The sequence below is a fragment of the Vibrio sp. McD22-P3 genome (assembly GCF_021568915.1).
In the GTDB taxonomy this organism is placed as follows: Bacteria; Pseudomonadota; Gammaproteobacteria; order Enterobacterales; family Vibrionaceae; genus Vibrio; species Vibrio mediterranei.
Genome location: NZ_JAKGTN010000001.1, coordinates 334,276 through 354,855 on the forward strand (window position 1 = coordinate 334,276; position 20,580 = coordinate 354,855).

General features: G+C 44.3%; 17 protein-coding genes. All 17 read right to left on the reverse strand.

Annotated elements, in window-relative coordinates; translation table 11 throughout:
- Window position 1: 1 nt before the first annotated feature.
- The 17 genes from L2W36_RS01530 to L2W36_RS01610 all read right to left on the reverse strand — a co-directional run bounded on the left by L2W36_RS01530 (window position 2) and on the right by L2W36_RS01610 (window position 20,579).
- Window positions 2-3,895: a YhdP family protein gene (locus tag L2W36_RS01530; protein ID WP_236109156.1), complete on the reverse strand. Its 3,894-nt coding sequence runs from the start codon at window positions 3,893-3,895 to the stop codon at window positions 2-4.
- A gap of 10 nt (window positions 3,896-3,905) precedes the next feature.
- Window positions 3,906-5,375: a ribonuclease G gene (rng, locus tag L2W36_RS01535; RefSeq protein ID WP_006071014.1), complete on the reverse strand. Its 1,470-nt coding sequence runs from the start codon at window positions 5,373-5,375 to the stop codon at window positions 3,906-3,908.
- Between the two features lie 18 nt (window positions 5,376-5,393).
- Complete coding sequence (locus tag L2W36_RS01540; protein WP_031493050.1) at window positions 5,394-5,963, reverse strand: Maf family protein; 570 nt, start codon at window positions 5,961-5,963, stop codon at window positions 5,394-5,396.
- Window positions 5,964-5,967: 4 nt separating this feature from the next.
- On the reverse strand, window positions 5,968-6,456 hold the full coding sequence (gene mreD / locus L2W36_RS01545) for a rod shape-determining protein MreD (protein ID WP_006071011.1): 489 nt from the start codon (window positions 6,454-6,456) through the stop codon (window positions 5,968-5,970).
- 17 nt (window positions 6,457-6,473) lie between these two features.
- Window positions 6,474-7,337, reverse strand: coding sequence for a rod shape-determining protein MreC (gene mreC / locus L2W36_RS01550; protein WP_006071010.1), 864 nt, complete (start codon window positions 7,335-7,337; stop codon window positions 6,474-6,476).
- Window positions 7,338-7,398: 61 nt separating this feature from the next.
- Entirely contained in the window at window positions 7,399-8,442 is a 1,044-nt protein-coding gene (locus L2W36_RS01555) for a rod shape-determining protein (protein WP_006071009.1), read from the reverse strand.
- Window positions 8,443-8,593: 151 nt separating this feature from the next.
- On the reverse strand, window positions 8,594-12,568 hold the full coding sequence (locus L2W36_RS01560) for a DUF6701 domain-containing protein (RefSeq protein WP_236109157.1): 3,975 nt from the start codon (window positions 12,566-12,568) through the stop codon (window positions 8,594-8,596).
- Window positions 12,565-13,038, reverse strand: coding sequence for a hypothetical protein (locus tag L2W36_RS01565; RefSeq protein ID WP_236109158.1), 474 nt, complete (start codon window positions 13,036-13,038; stop codon window positions 12,565-12,567). The genes L2W36_RS01560 and L2W36_RS01565 overlap by 4 nt, the downstream gene beginning before the upstream one ends.
- Entirely contained in the window at window positions 13,028-13,756 is a 729-nt protein-coding gene (locus L2W36_RS01570) for a PulJ/GspJ family protein (protein WP_006071005.1), read from the reverse strand. Before L2W36_RS01570 ends, L2W36_RS01565 begins: the two co-directional genes overlap by 11 nt.
- Window positions 13,756-14,334 (reverse strand): type IV pilus modification PilV family protein, encoded by a 579-nt coding sequence (locus L2W36_RS01575; RefSeq protein WP_236109159.1) that lies wholly within the window; start codon window positions 14,332-14,334, stop codon window positions 13,756-13,758. The genes L2W36_RS01570 and L2W36_RS01575 overlap by 1 nt, the downstream gene beginning before the upstream one ends.
- Complete coding sequence (locus L2W36_RS27400) at window positions 14,324-14,797, reverse strand: prepilin-type N-terminal cleavage/methylation domain-containing protein (protein ID WP_006071003.1); 474 nt, start codon at window positions 14,795-14,797, stop codon at window positions 14,324-14,326. The genes L2W36_RS01575 and L2W36_RS27400 overlap by 11 nt, the downstream gene beginning before the upstream one ends.
- Before the next feature lie 147 nt (window positions 14,798-14,944).
- On the reverse strand, window positions 14,945-15,421 hold the full coding sequence (locus L2W36_RS01585; RefSeq protein ID WP_006071001.1) for a type II secretion system protein: 477 nt from the start codon (window positions 15,419-15,421) through the stop codon (window positions 14,945-14,947).
- A 17-nt stretch (window positions 15,422-15,438) separates the two neighbouring features.
- Window positions 15,439-15,975, reverse strand: coding sequence for a prepilin-type N-terminal cleavage/methylation domain-containing protein (locus tag L2W36_RS01590; protein WP_412104842.1), 537 nt, complete (start codon window positions 15,973-15,975; stop codon window positions 15,439-15,441).
- An 89-nt stretch (window positions 15,976-16,064) separates the two neighbouring features.
- Window positions 16,065-16,532 carry a hypothetical protein gene (locus tag L2W36_RS01595; protein WP_006070998.1) on the reverse strand — a complete coding sequence of 156 codons (468 nt, stop codon included), beginning with the start codon at window positions 16,530-16,532 and terminating at the stop codon, window positions 16,065-16,067.
- A gap of 6 nt (window positions 16,533-16,538) precedes the next feature.
- Window positions 16,539-17,762 (reverse strand): type II secretion system F family protein, encoded by a 1,224-nt coding sequence (locus L2W36_RS01600; protein WP_006070996.1) that lies wholly within the window; start codon window positions 17,760-17,762, stop codon window positions 16,539-16,541.
- Between the two features lie 29 nt (window positions 17,763-17,791).
- A complete protein-coding gene (locus tag L2W36_RS01605; RefSeq protein WP_236109160.1) occupies window positions 17,792-19,516 on the reverse strand; it encodes a GspE/PulE family protein in 1,725 nt (574 codons plus the stop codon).
- Window positions 19,506-20,579 carry a tetratricopeptide repeat protein gene (locus L2W36_RS01610; protein ID WP_236109161.1) on the reverse strand — a complete coding sequence of 358 codons (1,074 nt, stop codon included), beginning with the start codon at window positions 20,577-20,579 and terminating at the stop codon, window positions 19,506-19,508. The genes L2W36_RS01605 and L2W36_RS01610 overlap by 11 nt, the downstream gene beginning before the upstream one ends.
- Between the last annotated feature and the right edge of the window lies 1 nt (window position 20,580).

Here is a 20,580-nt window from a genome sequence, read left to right on the forward strand (position 1 = left end):
GTTACTTAATCTCCTTCTTGAGGTTTTCAGGTAACTTATACTCTCCCTGACTCCTCGAAATCTCACTTACCGTTGGTGAGTCCAGTGGACCTTTAACTGAGTAGTTAACTTGTGTCACGACCTCAACTACTGGTGATATCACTGTCGTCACGGCAAGCACAACCAATGCTGTCTGAGGCGTCACCGCAAAAGCCGTAATGATAGGGATCCCTGAAGTCATGTCAGGCGTAAAGTTTACTTCAGCGTCGACGGTTTGAGTCGAGAGGTCAGCCAATCCTTTAATCGTCATTTCACCAGCGACCGCATCCATCTTAATGTCATTGGTCACAAACACGCCATCTCTGATTTTGCCGCTACCTGTAATTGAGTTAAACGCCATCCCTTTATCAAATACATCGGTAAAATCGAGCTGCATCTTACGAATAATGGAATCCAAGCTAAACAAACCAAGCAAGCGTGCGGCACCGCTCACATCAGAGATAATACCTTTACCTAGCTTAGTACTGATTTCACCACTGACGGTATTTACTCGCATCGACCATGGTGCGCCATCCCACGTTAACTTTGAGTCGAGATCAAATGGTGCACGTTGGATACCAGAGGTAATACCAAATCGTTCCATAAGATCACTGTTGTTCTCACCACTGACTGCTAGGTTGACCTGTGTTTTATTTTGCTGACCAGCGACCATCCAGTTGCCGTCAATATGTACTTTGTTTGTCCCACTCGATAAGTCCAGTTTTTTCCAAACGAGCTTATTACCTTGTCGTTCAACATTCATATCCACTTTGCCGACTTTGTAACCTTGGAACCAGAAGTTATCAATCGTCAGTTGAGTATCCGGCATGATATCAAAGAAGGTTTTATCAAACTCAGTCACTAATGGCGCTTCAAGGTTTTCCTGAGTGATCAGCGACTCATCATCCTGTGCCTTCTTATCAAATTCTGGCACGTAGATATGCAGACGCTTCAACGCAACATACAACTCGTTGTTGTCGCTGTAACTCGCCTGCCCTTTTGCCTCTTGGCTATCAAGATCGAACTGCCAGCCACCTTTTTTGTATCTGGCATTGAAGTTCACATCGTGCCACTCAATACCACCTAACATCAGTTCTTTCGCTTCCACGTTTACCCGTTTAGGTAATGGAAGCTCCGGTTTATTCAGCTCATCTAGTAATGCTTTCTTTTCACTCGGCGGCTCTTTAAACAACTCGCTCCACTGGTCGACATTGAACTTATCGGACCGTACTTGGAAGTGATGGCCAACTATAGGGCTGATTTTGAACCCACCTTTCCCCAACACCAAGTTAGTCGCCTTAAGAACCGGAACCTCTCCTGTGATATCAATCTCGGTTTGGTATTTAACGGAGGGTAACTGCAATCTAGCGGTTATAGCTTGTTGGTTTCCGGAAGCTTGAAGCCTTGCTTTACCTGATTCACCAAACGCTTTTTTGAGTGGATAAGGATATTCACTCGCAATGGTTGCAAGGTTAGCATTCAGGTCAAGCTGGTAAGTAAAGCCGACATCGTTAAGCTGAATATCCACGTCTAGGTTCCAAGGCGAATGCCCTGCCAGTCGACTGACCACCTTATCACCAACATAAGGCTCTAGTGGTGCGGTTTTCCAATCTCCAACCGCATCAATTCCAACCGAATAACCTTTGCCAGCATTCTGCCCTTGAAAATCAAGGAAAATCGGCTGGTTCAGCAAGTTTGCAGACAGCCCTGTCGCTTTCACCACATCATTGTCAAACTCAACTCTACCGGACACTTTTTCCAGCGTCATTGGGGGAGCATCAATTTCGACATGATTGTCTTTTAGCTCCGCATACCCCCAAGCTCTGGACGGAGTATCGTCGCCAGAAAACGGAATATACAACTGGAAGTCGGCATTCACATCGCCACTAACTTGAACCGCGGTTAACGCGGCACCAACCGAGTCCACTAGCGGCGAAGCGGTCATATAATCCCTGACGGCACTGCCTTGACCTGTTGCCTTCGCTTCTATTTCAAGGTGCCCATCACCACTGAGTACTGGAATTCGACCCGTGATTCGCTGGCCTTTAACGTTCATCAGTGTCGCAGAACGAGAGTCCAAATACATGGTCTCATTCTGGAACAACAAATCGAGTTGTAAGTCAGTCAGTGGTGGCCAATTGGTATCAAAACTAAATTTAGCATCGCGAAGTCCCACCCAAGCTTGGAACATGCCGTTGTGTTCTCGATATGGGAAGTCTGACAGTTTGCCATACCACAACAGCTTAGATGTATTGACTCGACCCGCTTGGATCGCTGCCGATAAGTAGTCCGTAAGACTTTGCCCCATAGCTAAAGTTGGCAGATAACGCCAAACCTCACCTGCGTTGTAAAGATCCGCTTCGGCATAGAATGACAAGAATGGGCTGTCATTCTTAGGGAAATCAAGTCTAAAAGCACCAAGCACTTGCAAGTCTGGCGTCGCAGCCGTCACTTTATCAGACCATAACGACCAACCTTGCTCGTCGTTATTTTGCCAATGAATATCAACCAAACCTTGCTTAATATTTAGTGGAGCTTGAAACACATCACCATAAGGGAAACGATCATCAATAACGTTAACGCGGGCATGAGCTTGCTTCATATTACCGCGCACCGATCCTGAGACATGAGAGAAGCCCGGCAAAAGTTCCCATTGCGACATCGACATATTCTCAAGGTGTGCCGAATATTTCAGGGAGTCAGTACCATTAGTTTGGGACAGTCGAATATCTTCAATCAGCCCACCCGGGTTGAGTTTAGTTAACCACTCTTCCACACTCGGGTCAGGACTTAGTGATGCCAATGGCTTTAACGCATTCACATCGAGCTGAGAAATATTCACTTGCCATTGCTGTTGGCGATTCCATTCTGCTGCAATATCTAGTTCAGGCCACGGAACATCATTAGTTCTGGCTTGAACTTCATGAACATTCAGCTGCCAACCAGCATCTGATGGCAATAAATGCATAACCGCAGACTCGACGAATAGATCGTGGTCTTTGCCATCTTTAGACCAACTAAGCTCAGATGGTAACACTTCAAGATAAGCTTCTTTTGCAGTGCTGTTATCCAATGTAATCCAGCTGCGTAAGCTTACTTCACCATCTTTAATACCAGTTTGTTGCTTTTGAGTTTCAGACAGCCACGGGGACAGTGACATTTGGTCCACGGCCACATAAAAGTCACCAGAGACATTCGACAACGAACCTTTATCAATAAAGTCCGCTCTAACTTCTAGCGAGTTTAAGTTTGCATCGGCAATGGAGATGGTGCCCTGTGCTAAATGGCGTGCCTTTTGATTCCGCCATTGCAGATTCTCTATATCTAACTGACGTTCTTCACCAGATATAGATTGATACAACACAGTTGAATTAGCGACAGCAAAGCGATCTAACTGCCTTAATAACAAGTTATCTAGGCGGTTGACCAACTGCTCGCCACTCGCTGCGGGTTGCTTGGGCTGTTGAACCGTTTTTGGCTCGGTCGCTTTTAGTAAATCGACCGAACGAATGTCCAGCATCATGTCATTAATGACCATATCCGCTAAGACAGGCTGTCTTTGAATAATGGTTTGAATCAAATCAAATTCGAGCTCTAAGTTCCCGACTTCGAATTTGGTTTCAGGACTTTCAGGAAGACCTACAACAACACCTTGAAGAGAAATAGAAGGGTGAGTGTTACGCCAAAAACCGCGCACATCTTTCAAAGAAATATTGAGACCTGTTCCTTGGTTTACCCAAGTCACAATTTCTGGTTGAATTTTGTTTAGCTGTGGCAAACCCACACGCAACACTGTGACCGCAGAGGCAAGTAATACCAATACGGTCAGTAGTAACCAGAGAAAAAAACGGACAATCCGATTAACGCGAGAACTCACAAATTACTCATTACATCATAACAACATCAAATTGTTCTTGAATATATAAAGGCTCAGCTTGAATTCGAACCTGTTTACCTATAAAGACTTCCAGTTCAGCCAATGCATGAGATTCATCGCCTTCAAGTGCTTCAGCAACAGCAGGAGACGCATAAGCCACGAATTTGTCGGCATCGTAAGCTCGATTAACACGCGTAATCTCGCGTAAAATCTCATAGCAAACTGTTTCGACAGTTTTAACCGAACCTCGGCCTTCACAAGTTGGACAACCACTACAAAGAACATGTTCAATACTTTCTCTAGTTCTTTTTCGTGTCATCTCAACCAACCCTAACTGGGTGAATCCATTGATATTCGTCTTCACTCGATCTTTAGAAAGTGCCCCTTCTAGAGAGTTCAACACACGTTGACGATGCTCTTCAAGACCCATATCGATAAAATCGATGATGATGATACCGCCTAAGTTACGCAGTCTAAGCTGTCGAGCAATAGCTTGCGTTGCTTCGACATTGGTGTTGAAGATAGTCTCTTCTAAGTTGCGACGACCTACGAATGCACCGGTGTTAATATCAACTGTTGTCATCGCTTCAGTTTGATCAATAATCAAGTAACCGCCAGACTTTAAGTCGACTTTACGTTCAAGTGAACGTTGTATCTCATTCTCGGTATCGTACATATCGAAAATGGGCTTATCGCCTTCATAAAGTTCAAGCAAACTCTCCAGTTCAGGTACAAACTCGCTAGTAAACTCTTTTAAGCTCTCAAAAATCAGTCTTGAATCCACTTGAACACGAGTAATTTCCGTCCCAACGAAATCACGAAGAATACGATGCGCTAAACCCAGTTCACCATATAACGTTGAACGCGTTTTATATTTAGTACGACGTTCATTGATTTTGGTCCACAAACGCTTAAGGAATGCAGCATCTTGCGCCAGTTCTTTTTCATTCGCACCTTCTGCTGCAGTTCGAATAATAAAGCCACCGTTTTCATCGCAGTAGTCAGCAACCACATTCTTTAAACGGTTACGCTCTTCCTCGCTCTCGATACGTTGAGAAACACCGACATGGCTCGCGCCAGGCATAAAGACGAGGTAACGGGATGGGAGGGTGATATCCGTGGTTAAACGAGCACCTTTAGTTCCAAGCGGGTCTTTGACCACTTGCACTATGATGTCTTGACCTTGACGAACTAACTCAGAAATATCACGGACTTGAAACTGCTTCTTTTCATTTTCAGCCACACACTCAGTGTGCGGTACGATGTCGGAAGCATGCAGAAACGCCGCTTTTTCGAGGCCGATATCCACGAAAGCAGCCTGCATTCCAGGCAAGACTCGGCTCACTTTACCTTTATAGATGTTGCCAACAATTCCACGCTTTGCTTCGCGCTCAATGTGGACTTCTTGGAGAACCCCACCTTCAATCATGGCAACCCTTGTTTCACTAGGGGTTACGTTTATTAACAGCTCTGCACTCATGAGCGCACCTCAATATTTTTAATTATTTATAAATTCTTGCAAGAGCTGGTCAGTTTCATACAGTGGCAGTCCAACTACAGCGTAATAGCTGCCCTCGATTCGAGTGACGAAGCGTCCCCCTAATCCTTGGATTCCATAACTGCCAGCTTTATCTTGAGGTTCTCCACTTAACCAGTATTGTTCGATTTCTTTTTCGCTAAGTGTTTTGAACCATACATCCGTCGTTACCACGACCGATGACTGCTTATTCTTAGATACAACACTGACAGCAGTGAGCACCTGATGTTTTTCTCCCGACATCCCTTGAAGCATAGCTTTGGCATGTTCGAAATCATTGGGTTTTTCTAGTACATGTTCGTTTAAAACGACGACCGTATCAGAACCGACAACTACAGATCTGGAGTCGCTCAGCTCAAGCCCAGCCATCGCTTTCTCTAACGACAAGCGCTCAACGTACTGTTGAGCACTTTCTTGGGCTTGTTTCACTTCTTCAATATCAGGGCTCACCACTGAGAATTGGTATCCGAGCTGGCTTAACAGCTCTCTGCGTCTTGGTGAAGTTGACGCCAATACTATCTTTGTAGTCATTGATTTACCTGACATGCCAATGCCGTCTTACACGACGCAACAGTAAAAACATCCATGGCCAAAGTATACAGTTAATCAGACCACTCCACAGCGACATCGGATTAAAAGTGACGTCTTGGATCAAATACTCACCAAAAAAGATAAACACTTCTAGCAGCATAGATATCAAGGCCATGATCGTGGCTTGCTGCCAAAGTGCCATGTTTCTAAGTACCAAGAAATTAAGAGCCACGATATAGATGACAATCGACATCATCATCCCGCGAATACCCAAGGTAGATCCGACCAGTAGATCCCAAGTCAGACCAACAATCAATGCGGTACCCACATTTACTCGGTGCGGAAGTGCTAATACCCAGTACCCTAGAACCAAGAACAACCATGACGGTCTTACGAAGTCTAGCACGCCTGGCCAAGGTATGGTTTGCAATACAAGCGCCACTATCAGTGACACACTGATCACTAAGTGACTGCGAAATGAACTATTAGCCATAATAGTATGAGAATCCTTTATTGCGCGTTCAGCGTATCTTCAACCGCTTGTTGCTGTCTATCATTACTCGGCCAAATCAACAGTAAGTATCGCAGTCGATCAAAGTCGACCACGGGCTCCGCAATAATGCTGGCAAACTCTCGTCGATTGTCTCGTTGTACCGATTTAACATGAGCAACTGGATAGCCTTCGGGATAGATTCCACCCAGACCAGAGGTCACCAACAGGTCATCTTTCTGAATGTCAGTACTTGTTGGAATGTGCTCTAGTTGAATCTCATCGATAGACCCATTGCCTGATGCAATAACTCGAATATCGTTACGAATGACTTGCACTGGTATTGCGCTGTTAGAGTCCGTCAGCAGCATAATACGGCTGTTGTGAGCGCCAACGAAGGTCACTTGACCAACGATACCGTTTTCATTAATAACCGGCTGACCTTCATAAACACCGTCGATACGACCTTTATCAATCACCACTTGGTGACGATATGGCGACGTGTCCACAGCCATCACCTCTGTCACCATCTTCTTTTCATCTCGGACGAAAGATGAGCCTAAAAGCTCACGAAAACGCTGATTCTCTTCACGGTATTGATCAAGCAAAATTAAGTCACTTTTAAGGCGCAACACTTCGCGTTTTAAGTTTACGTTTTGCTCGGCTAGACCTTGTCGAGTATTTAGCCTTTCATAGACACCATCAAACATGGTACGAGGAAGGTTCGCGGCATACTGAATCGGTGCGACTGCACTGTTTAATAAGTAACGGAAATTTGAGAATGTATCTAAACGACTATCAGCCAGCATTAAGCCGGCTGATAAAGTAACAGCAAGAAATAACCGAAGTTGTAAAGAAGGACCTCGACCAAATATTGGTTTCATGTACTCATAATCCTGATGTGGACTCTAGTTTCAGTGCCACACCAAAACTAGAGTGAAACCATTATTCTTCTGTAAATAGATCGCCACCGTGCATGTCGATCATTTCTAGAGCTTTACCGCCACCACGAGCCACACATGTTAGTGGGTCTTCAGCGATAACAACAGGGATACCAGTTTCTTCAGTGAGCAATCGGTCTAGATCGCGTAGCAGTGCACCGCCACCTGTTAGTACCATACCGTTTTCAGAAATATCAGAAGCAAGTTCTGGCGGACATTGCTCAAGCGCAACCATCACTGCCGATACAATACCAGTTAATGGCTCTTGCAACGCTTCTAGAATTTCATTTGAGTTTAGGCTAAAGCTACGAGGCACACCTTCTGCAAGGTTACGACCACGTACTTCAATCTCTTCAACCGTATCACCTGGATACGCAGAACCGATTTCGTGCTTGATCTTCTCAGCAGTCGCTTCACCAATCAAGCTGCCGTAGTTTCGGCGCACATAATTGATAACCGCTTCGTCAAATCGGTCACCGCCGATACGTACTGAAGAAGAGTAAACCACACCGTTAAGTGAGATAACCGCAACTTCTGTTGTACCACCACCGATATCAACAACCATAGAACCTGTTGGCTCAGAGACGCGTAGACCTGCACCAATAGCAGCAGCCATAGGTTCATCGATCAAATACACTTCACGAGCACCTGCACCCAGTGCAGACTCACGGATAGCACGACGCTCTACTTGTGTTGAACCGCAAGGGACACAAACTAGAACACGTGGGCTTGGTTTAAGAACGCTGTTGTCGTGCACTTGTTTGATAAAGTGCTGAAGCATTTTTTCGGTCACATAGAAGTCAGCAATAACGCCATCTTTCATTGGACGAATCGCAGAAATATTACCAGGCGTTCGACCTAGCATCTGCTTCGCTGCATGGCCTACCGCCGCAACGCTTTTGGCTGAACCCGCACGATCTTGGCGGATTGCTACTACAGAAGGCTCGTCAAGGACGATACCCTGTCCTTTTACATAAATCAGTGTGTTGGCAGTACCTAGATCTATCGATAGGTCGTTAGAAAACATGCCACGCAGTTTTTTAAACATATTCTTCGCTCGTCCTGCAAGAATGAGAAGACAAAAATTGCACTAAATGTACCAATGCCTTGCCATCACAGCAAGGCATTGAAGCAGAAACATGGGGTGAAACCCGCATTTTCTTACAGTTTCCTTACTTAACGCAAAAAATTCACAGGATTTATTGTCCGATAAGGCGTGGCTCACCTCGATAAATGACTCTATCATTTCCTCTATGTGATCCGAAGGTCACTACAGCATGTGGATCTTCATCACCCACACCGCGCCAGTTATATCTCAACCAGGAACGACCGGCATTACTGTCAAAACACTTAACAGCACTATCGTTTTGGTTCAGTTTAATTGGGGCACTTTGATCAAGCCTTAACCACAAATTAACTTGTTCGCGAATCCTATTGTTGCTTGCAAAGAGTTGGCTGCTGCTACCTTGGCTGATGGCAGCATCTTCTGTGGTTATAGTATTGCCGTCTTTATTAAACAGCTTTGCATCCGTCTCTAGCTGACCTGACCACAAGATCTGCCGGCAGTAGTGCTTACCATTGAATACAGAACCACTGTCTTCATCATTGAGCACAAACCCAGTCTCAGTCCAATATTCTGTTCTCAAAGGGATATTGATGTCCGTTGTCAAATCGCCACCAACGTTATCTATCAACATACGGCCATAACGAAACTCGGGTTGTATTGGGAACGCTTTCGCGTTGGTACCACTTACGGTTAAAGAAGGGCTTTCAAAATCTACACCGTCAACTAAATTAGACTGTACCCCAAAGTGCCCTTTAACAGGCAGTTCTTTTATCGAGGTAACACCATCCAGTTGATAACGTTTAGAGAAAACATAATCACCAAAGCTAGCCTCAAGTCGAGCTCGTGAAGTGCTGCATGACAAGTCAGTAGAATCGCACTTCCAAGCTTCACTATCCCAACTCGTTGCCGTCGCACTTATTCTCGGTAAGTAACTATCACCACTTTCATTGGCAGCAACATGATTTAAGGTCACCATCAAATTGGAGGCAAAATAACCATAGTTAGGGGTAGGTGATTTTTCTAGATTACGCGCCTCCACAACAAAGCTTGGTTTTATTGGTTGGCCCATATATGCAAACCCTGAATGCCCTGACTCATAGCCCCATTGATTGGAGACCATAGCAAGATGATGAGGATAGAAGCGGCCGATACTACGGCTACTTGGATTGATTACCATCCCCAAATAGTTCGATTGACTTTGAGTCTGTACTAGAAGACTTCCGACATCTTCCCAATAGAGAGCGTAAAATGGCAACACACCATTACTACCTCGATTACTACGAACAAATGTTGACCCGTCCTCACCATCCATTTTAATAGGGAATCTTTCGTCGACAGGTCTAACTGCAGGCGTGTTCTCAGTGGCAGTGAGTAAAACACTGGAGACAGGCGCATCATTATCGAAGTAATTTTTGGTGATAAATTGCGACTGGCAAAAGGATGGCAATATCGGAATTTCACCTTGAGTCGCGCCATTTTTCTGCCATCGAATTGGAACGGCATCTAGGTTAAAGCGTTCCCCTGCTGCTTTATAGCCACTGCCTTGAGATGAAGTACCATCTAATGCTAATTGGTAGTTTGATGCATCACAGATCGCGAACGTCCACGGCCTTACTTTTAACTCGTGAACTCCTTTATATGTGACGCATTGCTTCGCGGCGTCCGCACCTTGTTGGTCTGAAGGGTTATGCTCACTCTCATTGACACAACGCGTCTGAGATAACTCAAAAGAAACTCGCCCAGCTTCATCGTATTGAATATCCATCAGAGCACTGCGACCAGCATCAGGGGTGCTGCTGCCATGAGAAAAATCTAGTGCGAGATCCGTCACTGGAATTGGCACAAAATCATTACTCTGTGCAGCTTTGACTTTAACTGATGCCTGTACTGTTGGAGATTTGGGTTCTAGATAACGTGTCGTTGTAATATCAACGTTTTGCACTCCAGAATAGTTTTTTGCTGCTACAACTTGGGACAGACCTGAACGCGTTACATTACAGGTCACAGGGCGTACTTCGAGCGTTGCCGATTTTCCAGCAATCAAACTAGACGCTTGCGGCGTAAATTCAAACTTGTTTGCCGTAAACTCGTAGTTACCTGTCACAAGCGTATTGTTCGCACTCTCCACCAATTCACCGGACACGCTGAGCTGTTCGATATGTTGGCTACTCACATCAAATATAACCCGGCCGTTAGTACTTGGGTTGTATAGCCCCTCGCTAATACGAATCCCTTCTATCAATTGCATTGTGGCAGAGGCAGGCACTGTAATTCTGACGCCTTTGGTGTAGTCTTCAATAGGCTTACCGTACTTATCTACCACATTAAACGTGACTCGTTGGGTTTCACAACTCAATGCGATACCTTTTAATGGCTCTAATTCCAAATAGTAGTCTTGACTTGGTGGTGGAGCTTTACATTGCGCAGGAATACGCGCAAACAACACATTACCCTCACCTTCAATATCGTTATCATCTCTGTCTTTATGTCGTTTCCGATCATCATAGTCACGCTCGCCAAGCGTCACATTTGGGGCAGCAACTCCACCAAAGATGTAGTTGTCTTCACCATTGACTAAGAAACCTCGCGTTCCGACAGTAGCAGCTTCAGGAGGGACATAAAAATAGGCTTTGATAACAGAGTCTTCACTCTCTATTTCAATGTCACTGCCCGCGCCATGCCCGACAAAAAGTAAATCTTCACTGTTTCCTAATGTATTGATTTTTAGCTCATCTTTGAAGTGAGGCGGATACAGCTCTCCGTTTGCTTTTATTCCTCGATAATTGATCTTAACTGGCCCATTGATCAGTTGGATCTCCGCATCTTCCAGATGTATATGCTCATTAACCCAATACTCGCCAGAGTCAATAATAAGCTTACTGTCATCTTTAACCTCTAACTTCTTGATCTTATTATTAGTCCATTTCAAATGACATACTTTGCCGTCTTTACACTTAAAATCGCTCGAATAGTCACCACTCGGAAAATCATCCAATTGCGGTGGATAGTTTTCAAAGCTCTTCGTGGGCTCCACTTGACAGTTTTGCCAACCAAAGCCACGTAAGCCAATGGATGAAGACGTATAAAAGCAGCCGCCATAAGTGCTGTTATTAGTAAAGCGAGAAAACGCGAGGCCAGTGTTATTGCGCGGTAAAACGATAGCGTTGACATCAAAATCATCAAACCATTCGTCTCTATCATTGTCATATTCACTATTCACATTCAGAAGCCCTTGTGGCGATCCAGATGTGTCATAAAGGGTAGTCTGCACTTCTTCTTTGAAATAAGGGCAAAGATCAAGCTTAAACTCAGGTGGAGGTGGTGTGTCATCGCACAACTTAGGTAAATTAAAGCTATTCTTCTTACCTGTGACCGACATATGGTTGACCGTAATATTCATATTAAGATCGTTGTGCTCACCGCTTACCCTAAACCCCTTTTGAAAACTAGATGGATCTACGTATAGGGCAGCAGAGATCTTATTGTGATTCGTCAGATTGATAGCTGCGTTAGAGCCGTGTCCAATTAAAATAAGATCAGTTATTGCGCCATCTTTATTGATATGTGAATGACCACTTATGTAGAACTGGCGGTAGTGCAGGATTGTTGGCGCACTCACTTTGATTTTTGCTGCATGCTCCAAGGTCAACGAGCCAATCCAAATCTCCCCTCCTTCTAACGTAAGAGTCTTACCTTGCCTCATCGTTATAGATTGCACTCTACTACCACTTGGCAATGAGCAGTGCTTATCACTACAACTTGAGGGTTCAAGGTTCGTAGGAAAGACAGGTAAATCAACTGGTAAAGTGGGCGCATGATTAGTTGGGTTCACTGCACAACTATCAGTTGGAGCATTTGGATAGTAACAGTGGGCCGCTGTACCGCTATGAGCTGGACTGTTCGCTAGATAATTGAATGGCATTTTAAAACCATCCACATCAAAAATAAGCGTCTGGTCATGCCCCGAAAAGTCCACTTGAGAGACGTAAGGGTAACCATCTTGGCGATAGTTAGTTTGAACTGATTCTGGAAAGTAGTCGCAATATCCTATTGCATAACTATTTGCTACGACGAACAAGCTAATAAATAGAACGATCAATTGCTTCATTCAGAGAATCCTTTTACCCAAGCTTCTTGCTGACGCTGAATATCAAACCCTTGTCCATCTCCGCATATTGCCGTGCTGGTAATTTTAAAATAGCTGAGCTGTTTTGGAATCAGTTCTAGGTCGCCACCATTAACCGTTTCACACTGAACTGAAAGCCTACGGCAGTTTATACCCACTTGAGAAATTAAATAAGACATTGCTACAGATGACGATGGTTGAAGCTGGTTACATCTGATTTCTAGCTCTTCTGTTAGACTCGATTCATTTAATGGATAGAGCTGCGTCAACGCCCACTCAACACCAGAGTTCGCCAAAAACCAAGCTTTGGTACCAATCAACTCACGTGATAGCGCCTCGTTACTTGACCATTGAATTCTATTGAGATTCATTGCCAACATACCCATTACCACCACAACAAAAATGGCAACGATGTAGACACTCCCTTGCTGTGAACGTTTTCTAGGGGACATTAAGCACCTGTACATCATGTTGGAAGTTAGACGCTTCTCCCGCTTGATTAAATACTAGATTTAGACGAACTAAAGCTGAGCGAAGTAGTGACGCTTCCAGGTGAGTAAAACTGCTTTTTACTGGTTCGATATTGGTGGCAACACGAATACCGTTTCGCTCTATCTGACCAGACGTGGTAATGCAATAATCGACCTTGTTTGCTGAATTGTAGATATACAAACGCTGCCCAACCGAGTTCTGTTCTGGTAGTTGATTTAACGTAAAATATTGTGCTTCGACCACAGAGCTGACCCCTGCCAAACTTATCGCTCGACGACCTTCAAGATCTTGCTGTCGACTTGGATTAATGATCAACCTTTCGGTATTGGCAAATTTATGGGGATATTGGTTAATGTTACCCACCACAAACTCAGTTTTTCCTAACTTCTCATCCAAATGATAAAAGCCGGAAAAGGTTATTGGATAAAATGAGACACATTGACCGTTCAAAGAGGTTTGAATGCTGTTGGGGACGGCGTGCCTAAGCTCACGGGACATTTTCTCAATAACAAGCTGTGCTTGGTTCTGGATTTTAGTGCGCGCTACTGAATCCACATAACCACGGGCACCAAACTCGACAAAACCAGCAATTCCTAAAAACAGAATTCCAACCACCACCATGGTGATGATCATTTCTAGTAAGGTAAAACCGCCTGATTGCTTAACGGAGAATGACATTAGTAATTCCCCTTATACGCAACAAACTCATATTCGGTGAAATTACTCGCTGACACACGGACAATGATCTTTTTGAACGAGCTTGTTTGATGCGGAGTTACTTGACCACCGAGTGCGTTATCGTAGTCGTAGCTAACCAGAATATTAACGACAAAATTGCGGTAGTCGTCTTGCTCATCACCACCGAGAAGTCTTGTAATAGATAAGCCTTGCAGGCACTGCTGCTGGGCGTTGGCACCGTACCAGCAGCCTATATAGTCATCGACATCATTATAGAAGGCGGGCTGCTCGTTCTTGTCCGGACCTAATGAAGCGGGTGATGTGCATTGCTTATCAAGTTCATCGCAACGCCATAGGCTACCGTTACGATCGCTCTGCTCATCAAAACTCACAGCTAATATCTGGTTCAACACCGCTTGTCCTAATGAAGCTGCTCGTACTTGGTAGTGCGGTAAAGCGCTTTTCTGCACACTAGGGAATAAGAAGCTCGTCAATGTAATCAAAGCGATAGCCAAGATCACTATGGCAAGTACGCTTTCGATCAGCGTCATCCCTTGACTCATTTTTCTAGCACGCATCGACAAAACCTTCTGAATTAATACAAATGGATGCCGATTCACTAAATTGAGTGAATTGAATCGTAATGGGGTAAGTACAAGATTCACATACTGGACGACCAAGTAAGTCAAAATTCAACAAGCTAGTGGGAGCAGAGACCTGAATGTTATCCAACGCTAAATAGTCCGATTGCTCTTCAGGGTTCGCAAGAGTGCAACTGTACCGAGAGCCAAAACAACCATCTTTAATCGCCAGTTGGTAGCGGCTATTGAGCTCACCGATATCGCTAATATTGGATTGCATTCGCCCGAGCTGTATTTGCTGAGTAATCGCAATAGCTTGTTCTTGTGCTGCAATGACAGAAAAGCCCGAACGGTTTAAAAATCGACTCGCAGCCACTACCGACACAATCGAAACTAAAACGATCACCACGATCAGTTCGATTAGCGTAAACCCTGATAACTTACGTTGTGGGATTAACATAGTAGTACCTGCGAAAATGATTGATAAATAGTATACAAAAGGACAGTACTAACTCACCTATCTATCATTAGAAATCGTTAAAAATCAGAATACCTATCACAACACAAAAAAGGCCAGCCGGAGCTGACCTTTTTGCGTCTTGGCTAATTAACAACCTGACGCTTCAACGGTTACTCTAGGTGCTGTACCCGCTTGAGTTGATTCGTCGTATCTTACAAAACAGTTAGATTGACGAATCGTACGGAAGTTAGCATTTGAACCATCATCAAAGGTAGCAATTAGCGCGTCACGACGAGTCGCAAACATCCAATCTTGTTGCAAGCCATCTACTGCACTTACAAGGCCAGCAGCATCAGCAGTTGGGTAACCAAATGCAACCGTTACTGCTTCATTAGTACCCGCATTAATGGTAGCCGTTGCTTGCTGTTCAACACCTTCTACTGCAGCTTTGCCGTAAACAATGCCATTTGCACCTGAAATCGCACCTTTTAAACCATTGAGAGATGATTCACGAGCATCACCTTGTAGATTTAAAAAACGAGGTGCTGCAGTTACTGCAAGAATACCCAAAATAACGATCACCACGACCATTTCAATTAGCGTGAAACCACTTTGTCTTTTCATTTTTATATTCCTACAACTTATTTAAGTTCAACAGTAACTTTACCGGTACGAATATCGTACTCGAAGTAATGACGGTTACTTTCGTTTTGTGTATAGCGACATTTAGTGCTGCTCACTGCCTGCGCTAAGTACTTAGTGCCTTTTGAAGGACTGTTTGTATACTGCTCAACCGCTGGAGAGTTTTGCAGTAAGTTCTCCATAAGGAATACGCACGCTTCGACATTTACGTTGTTGCTATTGTTAGCGTTAGTATTACTAGGGTAACCATCACGGAAGCCTGTTGTGCCATCTTCCGAGCGAGTCAACCAGAAACGAGTGCCATCGTAATCAACGTAGTTATTTACACCTGACTTAGTTCGGCCATTAGCTTCCCATTGCGCGCGAGCTGATAACACACCAGTTGCAAAACCACCAGCAACCGCTTCAACGCTAGATTCTTTTGCACTTTCTGTTACATCAACAAATCGTGGTAGAGCCGCTACTGCAAGTAGGCCTAATACCACAATAACCACGACTAACTCGACTAGTGTAAAACCTTGAGCTTTTTTCATTATTTGATCCATTTATATCAAAAGTGTGATTTTCTGCCCAAATTATAACTAGTTGAATAATGATTACAAAGCATTAACGTCAATTTTTTTACTCAAGTCAAAAAAATGACTTCCATATGCAAGCTATTAATTTTAATTGCTTTAATTTCAATATCAGTATTTATACCGTATACACAACTATAGTTTTTTTTATCAATTCGCTCTGATTTTATAAATAGATTGTGTTTTATAGAATCCGCGTCGTTGTAAAGTATTGATAACAAGTATTTACAGTTTCTATTTTCATTATTTGATAGGGTAATCCAACCGGTTTGGTCAAATTTTACGACGGTATTATCAACTTGTAGATAATTTGGTTGTTTCTCTATTAACCAAGCTTGATGCAATTCATTAATGCGCTGTTGCATAACTTTGCCGATCACTACCGCTTGAGTACGGGTGATTTTTTCTTGATTACGATTCACCGTAGATAAGAAAAACCCTACAAGTACTAGAATCACACAACTCCAAATTAGCCAACGCAGCGCATCTCTTTGGAAAAAGACACTCTTGATAGCCATCGCTCGTTACATTCCTTTCATGGCATCGAGCATGCCCCACATAGGCAGGAAAATGCCAAGAGCCAGTATTAATACCATTCCAGCAACCACAGTGAGCAAAATCGGCTCAATTCTGGCGGTTAGGGTCTTCAGATCATAATCAACTTCTCGATCGTAAAAATCCGAAACTTCTAACAGAAGCTCATCAATACGACCCGTTTCCTCTCCGACAGAGATCATCTGAATAACAAGCGGCGTGAAAATATTGGCATTAATAGCAGTTGAAGACACCGTGCTTCCGGCCTCAATAGCCGCCTTCATTTCCATAATGCGGTTTTCCAAGTACTTATTGTCTATTGCTTCAGCCGATAACGCCAATGACTGATTCAAAGGCACGCCAGCACGAAGCATAAGAGCAAATGTTCTTGAGAAACGTGAAAGTTGAGCACGATTTACAATGCCGCCGACAATAGGCAGCCTCAACTTAATATGATCCCACTTTTCCCTACCCGCGGCCGTAGCAAGCCAAGCACGAAACGCAAACAAACTGCCAGCCATCGCACCCAATAACAGCGGCCAATAACCGACGAAGAAGTTCGAGGTAGTAATCAGAATACGAGTGGGAAGAGGAAGATCGACGCCAAACCTGGCAAACATATCAGCAAACTGAGGGATAACTTTGATATTCAGTACAAACAACGCGGCAACGATAAAGGTCAACACAAAGGTTGGATAGCGCATTGCCGCCTTAATACGCTTACGAGTTTCGACTTCTTGCTCATAATAGGCAGCCAGTTGCTCTAATGCTTGGTCTAAACGTCCCGTATTTTCACCCACAGCAATCATAGAAACAAAAAGTGGACTAAACACGCGAGGGTGAAGCTGCATACAACTAGATAAGTTACGCCCATTAGTTAGTTCATTAACGACTTCTTCCAATGCGTATTTCAGCTGCTTGTTGGTGCAGTTTTGCGTCAGGCCCTTCATGGAGCGTAACAATGGCACACCGGCTTTCGTTAAACTGAACAACTGACGACAGAAAATAACCAGCACTTCTAAAGGTACCGCCGGCGCTATCAATGCACTTAGGCTGTCGCTAAATGACGTTGACTTCCCACCTTGTGAGATCGACGTTGGAATCACCCCACGAGAGATCAAAATCTCCGCCGCGGTTTCTTCACTGGCAGACTCTAGATGACCAGAAATCTCTGAACCATCAAGATTGCGCCCTTTATAACGATAGGTTGGCATTGTCTTATCTCTAGCTATAAACCATTAAACTAAATGTAAATAGGTTCGATGCTACCGGAAGCATCCCCTTCACCCAGTGCCATCACTTCATCTAGGCTGACGGTTCCTTGAATTGCGAGTTCCATTGCGGACGCGAGCAAGGGTTTATATTCTTTCGAGGCTCTAGCTCGCTGTGAGAACAGTACAGCATCATTCGCCCGTAAGGCGTCCATCATTCCTTGGTCGAGTTCCAGCATTTCAAATACGCCTATCCGTCCTCTATAGCCGGTTAGATTACAGTTTTGACACCCCTGCCCTTTATAGAAGATCATCTCTGTTTGATTAGGGAAGCGAGTCATCAGCCATTGCTTTACATGCTCATCCGCTGGATGCTCACGTTTGCAATCGGGGCAAATTCTTCTCACCAAACGTTGGGCAATGACCGCTCTTACGGCACTAGCAACTAAGTACCCAGGAGCCCCCATATCCATCATTCGTAACGCACTGTCGACAGAATCATTGGTATGCAAAGTTGTAAGAACCAAGTGCCCGGTTAATGCAGCACGCAAACCAATTTCCACGGTTTCTTGGTCACGCATTTCGCCGACGAGAATAATATCAGGATCTTGGCGTAGGAAAGTTCTCAGGATCGATGAAAAGTCCAAATTAATTTTTGGGTTTACTTGAACCTGATTGACTCGAGGCAAACGATATTCAACCGGATCTTCTGCAGTAATGATCTTTTTTCCAGGACTATTTAACTCAGTCAGCGCACCATATAAAGTCGTGGTTTTTCCGGACCCCGTTGGTCCAGTGACCAAGATCATTCCGTGAGGGCGACGCAACTGCTTTCGCAATTTAATCAGCAGATCATTTGGAATCCCCGACTCTTCAAGCCTTCTGACACCTGTTGATTGGTTGAGCAGACGCATGACCACAGATTCTCCATGTTCAACAGGCATAGTCGACATACGAATATCAACCGATTGTCCTTTGGCTCTAATATTAAATCGGCCATCTTGAGGTAGACGCTTTTCCGAAATGTCCAAATTTGCCATAAGCTTCAATCGCAGTACCATTGCTGGCGCAACATTCACTTCATTTAATAACGTCTCATGTAACACGCCATCAATACGCTGTCTAAGACGCAACACGTCGGCATCTGGTTCAATATGAATATCAGAAGCACCTACTTGAATGGCGTCTTCAAACAAAGAGTTAATCAGCTTAACCACCGTCACCTCTTCGCTTTCATCTTCTTCAATATTGAAGTCAAAAACATCCGTCGACTGATGCTCAGCATGAAGCTGCTCGGCAAATGAAGCGATTTCTTTGGTACGGCGATAGTAGCGGTCAAAACCGTCAAGCAATTGCTTTTCGGGGGCAATAACAAACTCGATAGCGTATTGACCAAGTTGGTTTAACAACGATTCCTGAACAAAAAGATCCGCAGGATCGCTCATCGCGACTCGCAATGTATCGTCTCGACGACCAATCACAAGTGCTCGCAAGCGTCTTGCATGAACTTCAGGAAGAAGCTGAACCGCATCCACATCAACTTGTGCCCGACTTAAATCGATCAATGGTAAAGCTAATTGCTGCGACAAAAACGTTAGCATCTGCTGTTCGGACAGGGCAGCCAGCTCTATTAGTGTTGCACCAAGCTTTCGGCCTGTATTACGCTGAATAGACAAAGCCTGCTGTAGCTGCTGTTCATTGATAATGCCTTCTTCAACCAGTAAATCACCGAGACGTTTACGAAGTTTAATTTGCATCATTACTTCCTTCGAGGCTTTCTATGACCTTAAGTCTGTCGTGAATAAATGCTTTCGACTGGCTTGAAACACCTATCTTTTCGAGCGCGTTTTCATAAGAGTTTTTAGCTAGTGAAAACTCCATTTTACGCTCCTGCTGAATAGCAAGCCCCATCCACCAACGAGCATTTTCACCGTCTTGTTGGGTAAGCAACTCATAGCTTTGATAGGCCAAATCGGCTTGTTTATTTCGCTGCGCGAGACCGGCTCTTAGTGATAAGTATTCAGTCGATGGATACTCAGGCAGATAAACCAATGGCGTGAGGGCTGCCTCCTGTTGATTCTCTTTGATAAGTAATTTCGTTAACGCCAAACGTAACCTTTCACCAGACGGGTTACGATTAATCCCTTCTTGCAAAAGTTCATACGATTTTCGGGTCTGACCTTTACCGTAGTAGAGCGCCGACAATCGCTGTCTCACTTGCTCGTTTTCCGGTGCGTATCTAAGTGCAGCGGTATAATTCTCAAGTGCACCATTAATATCATTGGCATCAATCGATTTCTTGGCACGTTGAATGGCCTTTTCCGCTAACTGTTCCGAGCTGAGTTCTACTTGCTCAACCACCATCTCTCCACCGTTGGCTTGAGGCTCAACTTTATTTGGAGATAGTTGGGCTAACAAAATAGGTTCAGCAGAGGACGGCAATACGTGCATATCTGCCATCGTAGTGACGGCTTTTGACTGGTCTTTGACTAACGATACACGTTGAACATCAGTCAGCTTTGCCTTTGGTAAGTCAAACACATTAGAAGAAGCGGAGCCTAAATTCGCTGTCGGTGAGTTTAATTGGGTACGAGGCGGCGCTAAAGAGCGTGCACCTTCTTGAGGCACACTCATAGAAGGTGGCATATTTGCTGTAGAAAACGCCCAGCTTCCCATCGCTAAACTGACTAAGATTCCAACCCCAATCCACACAATGGGAGAGGTATTTCTCACTTTGGGTATTACAGCTTGCTCAATATTCACATGAGAATTATTGGGTTTACTACTCAGATTTGATAAGGCTTTATTAATCGCACTCATA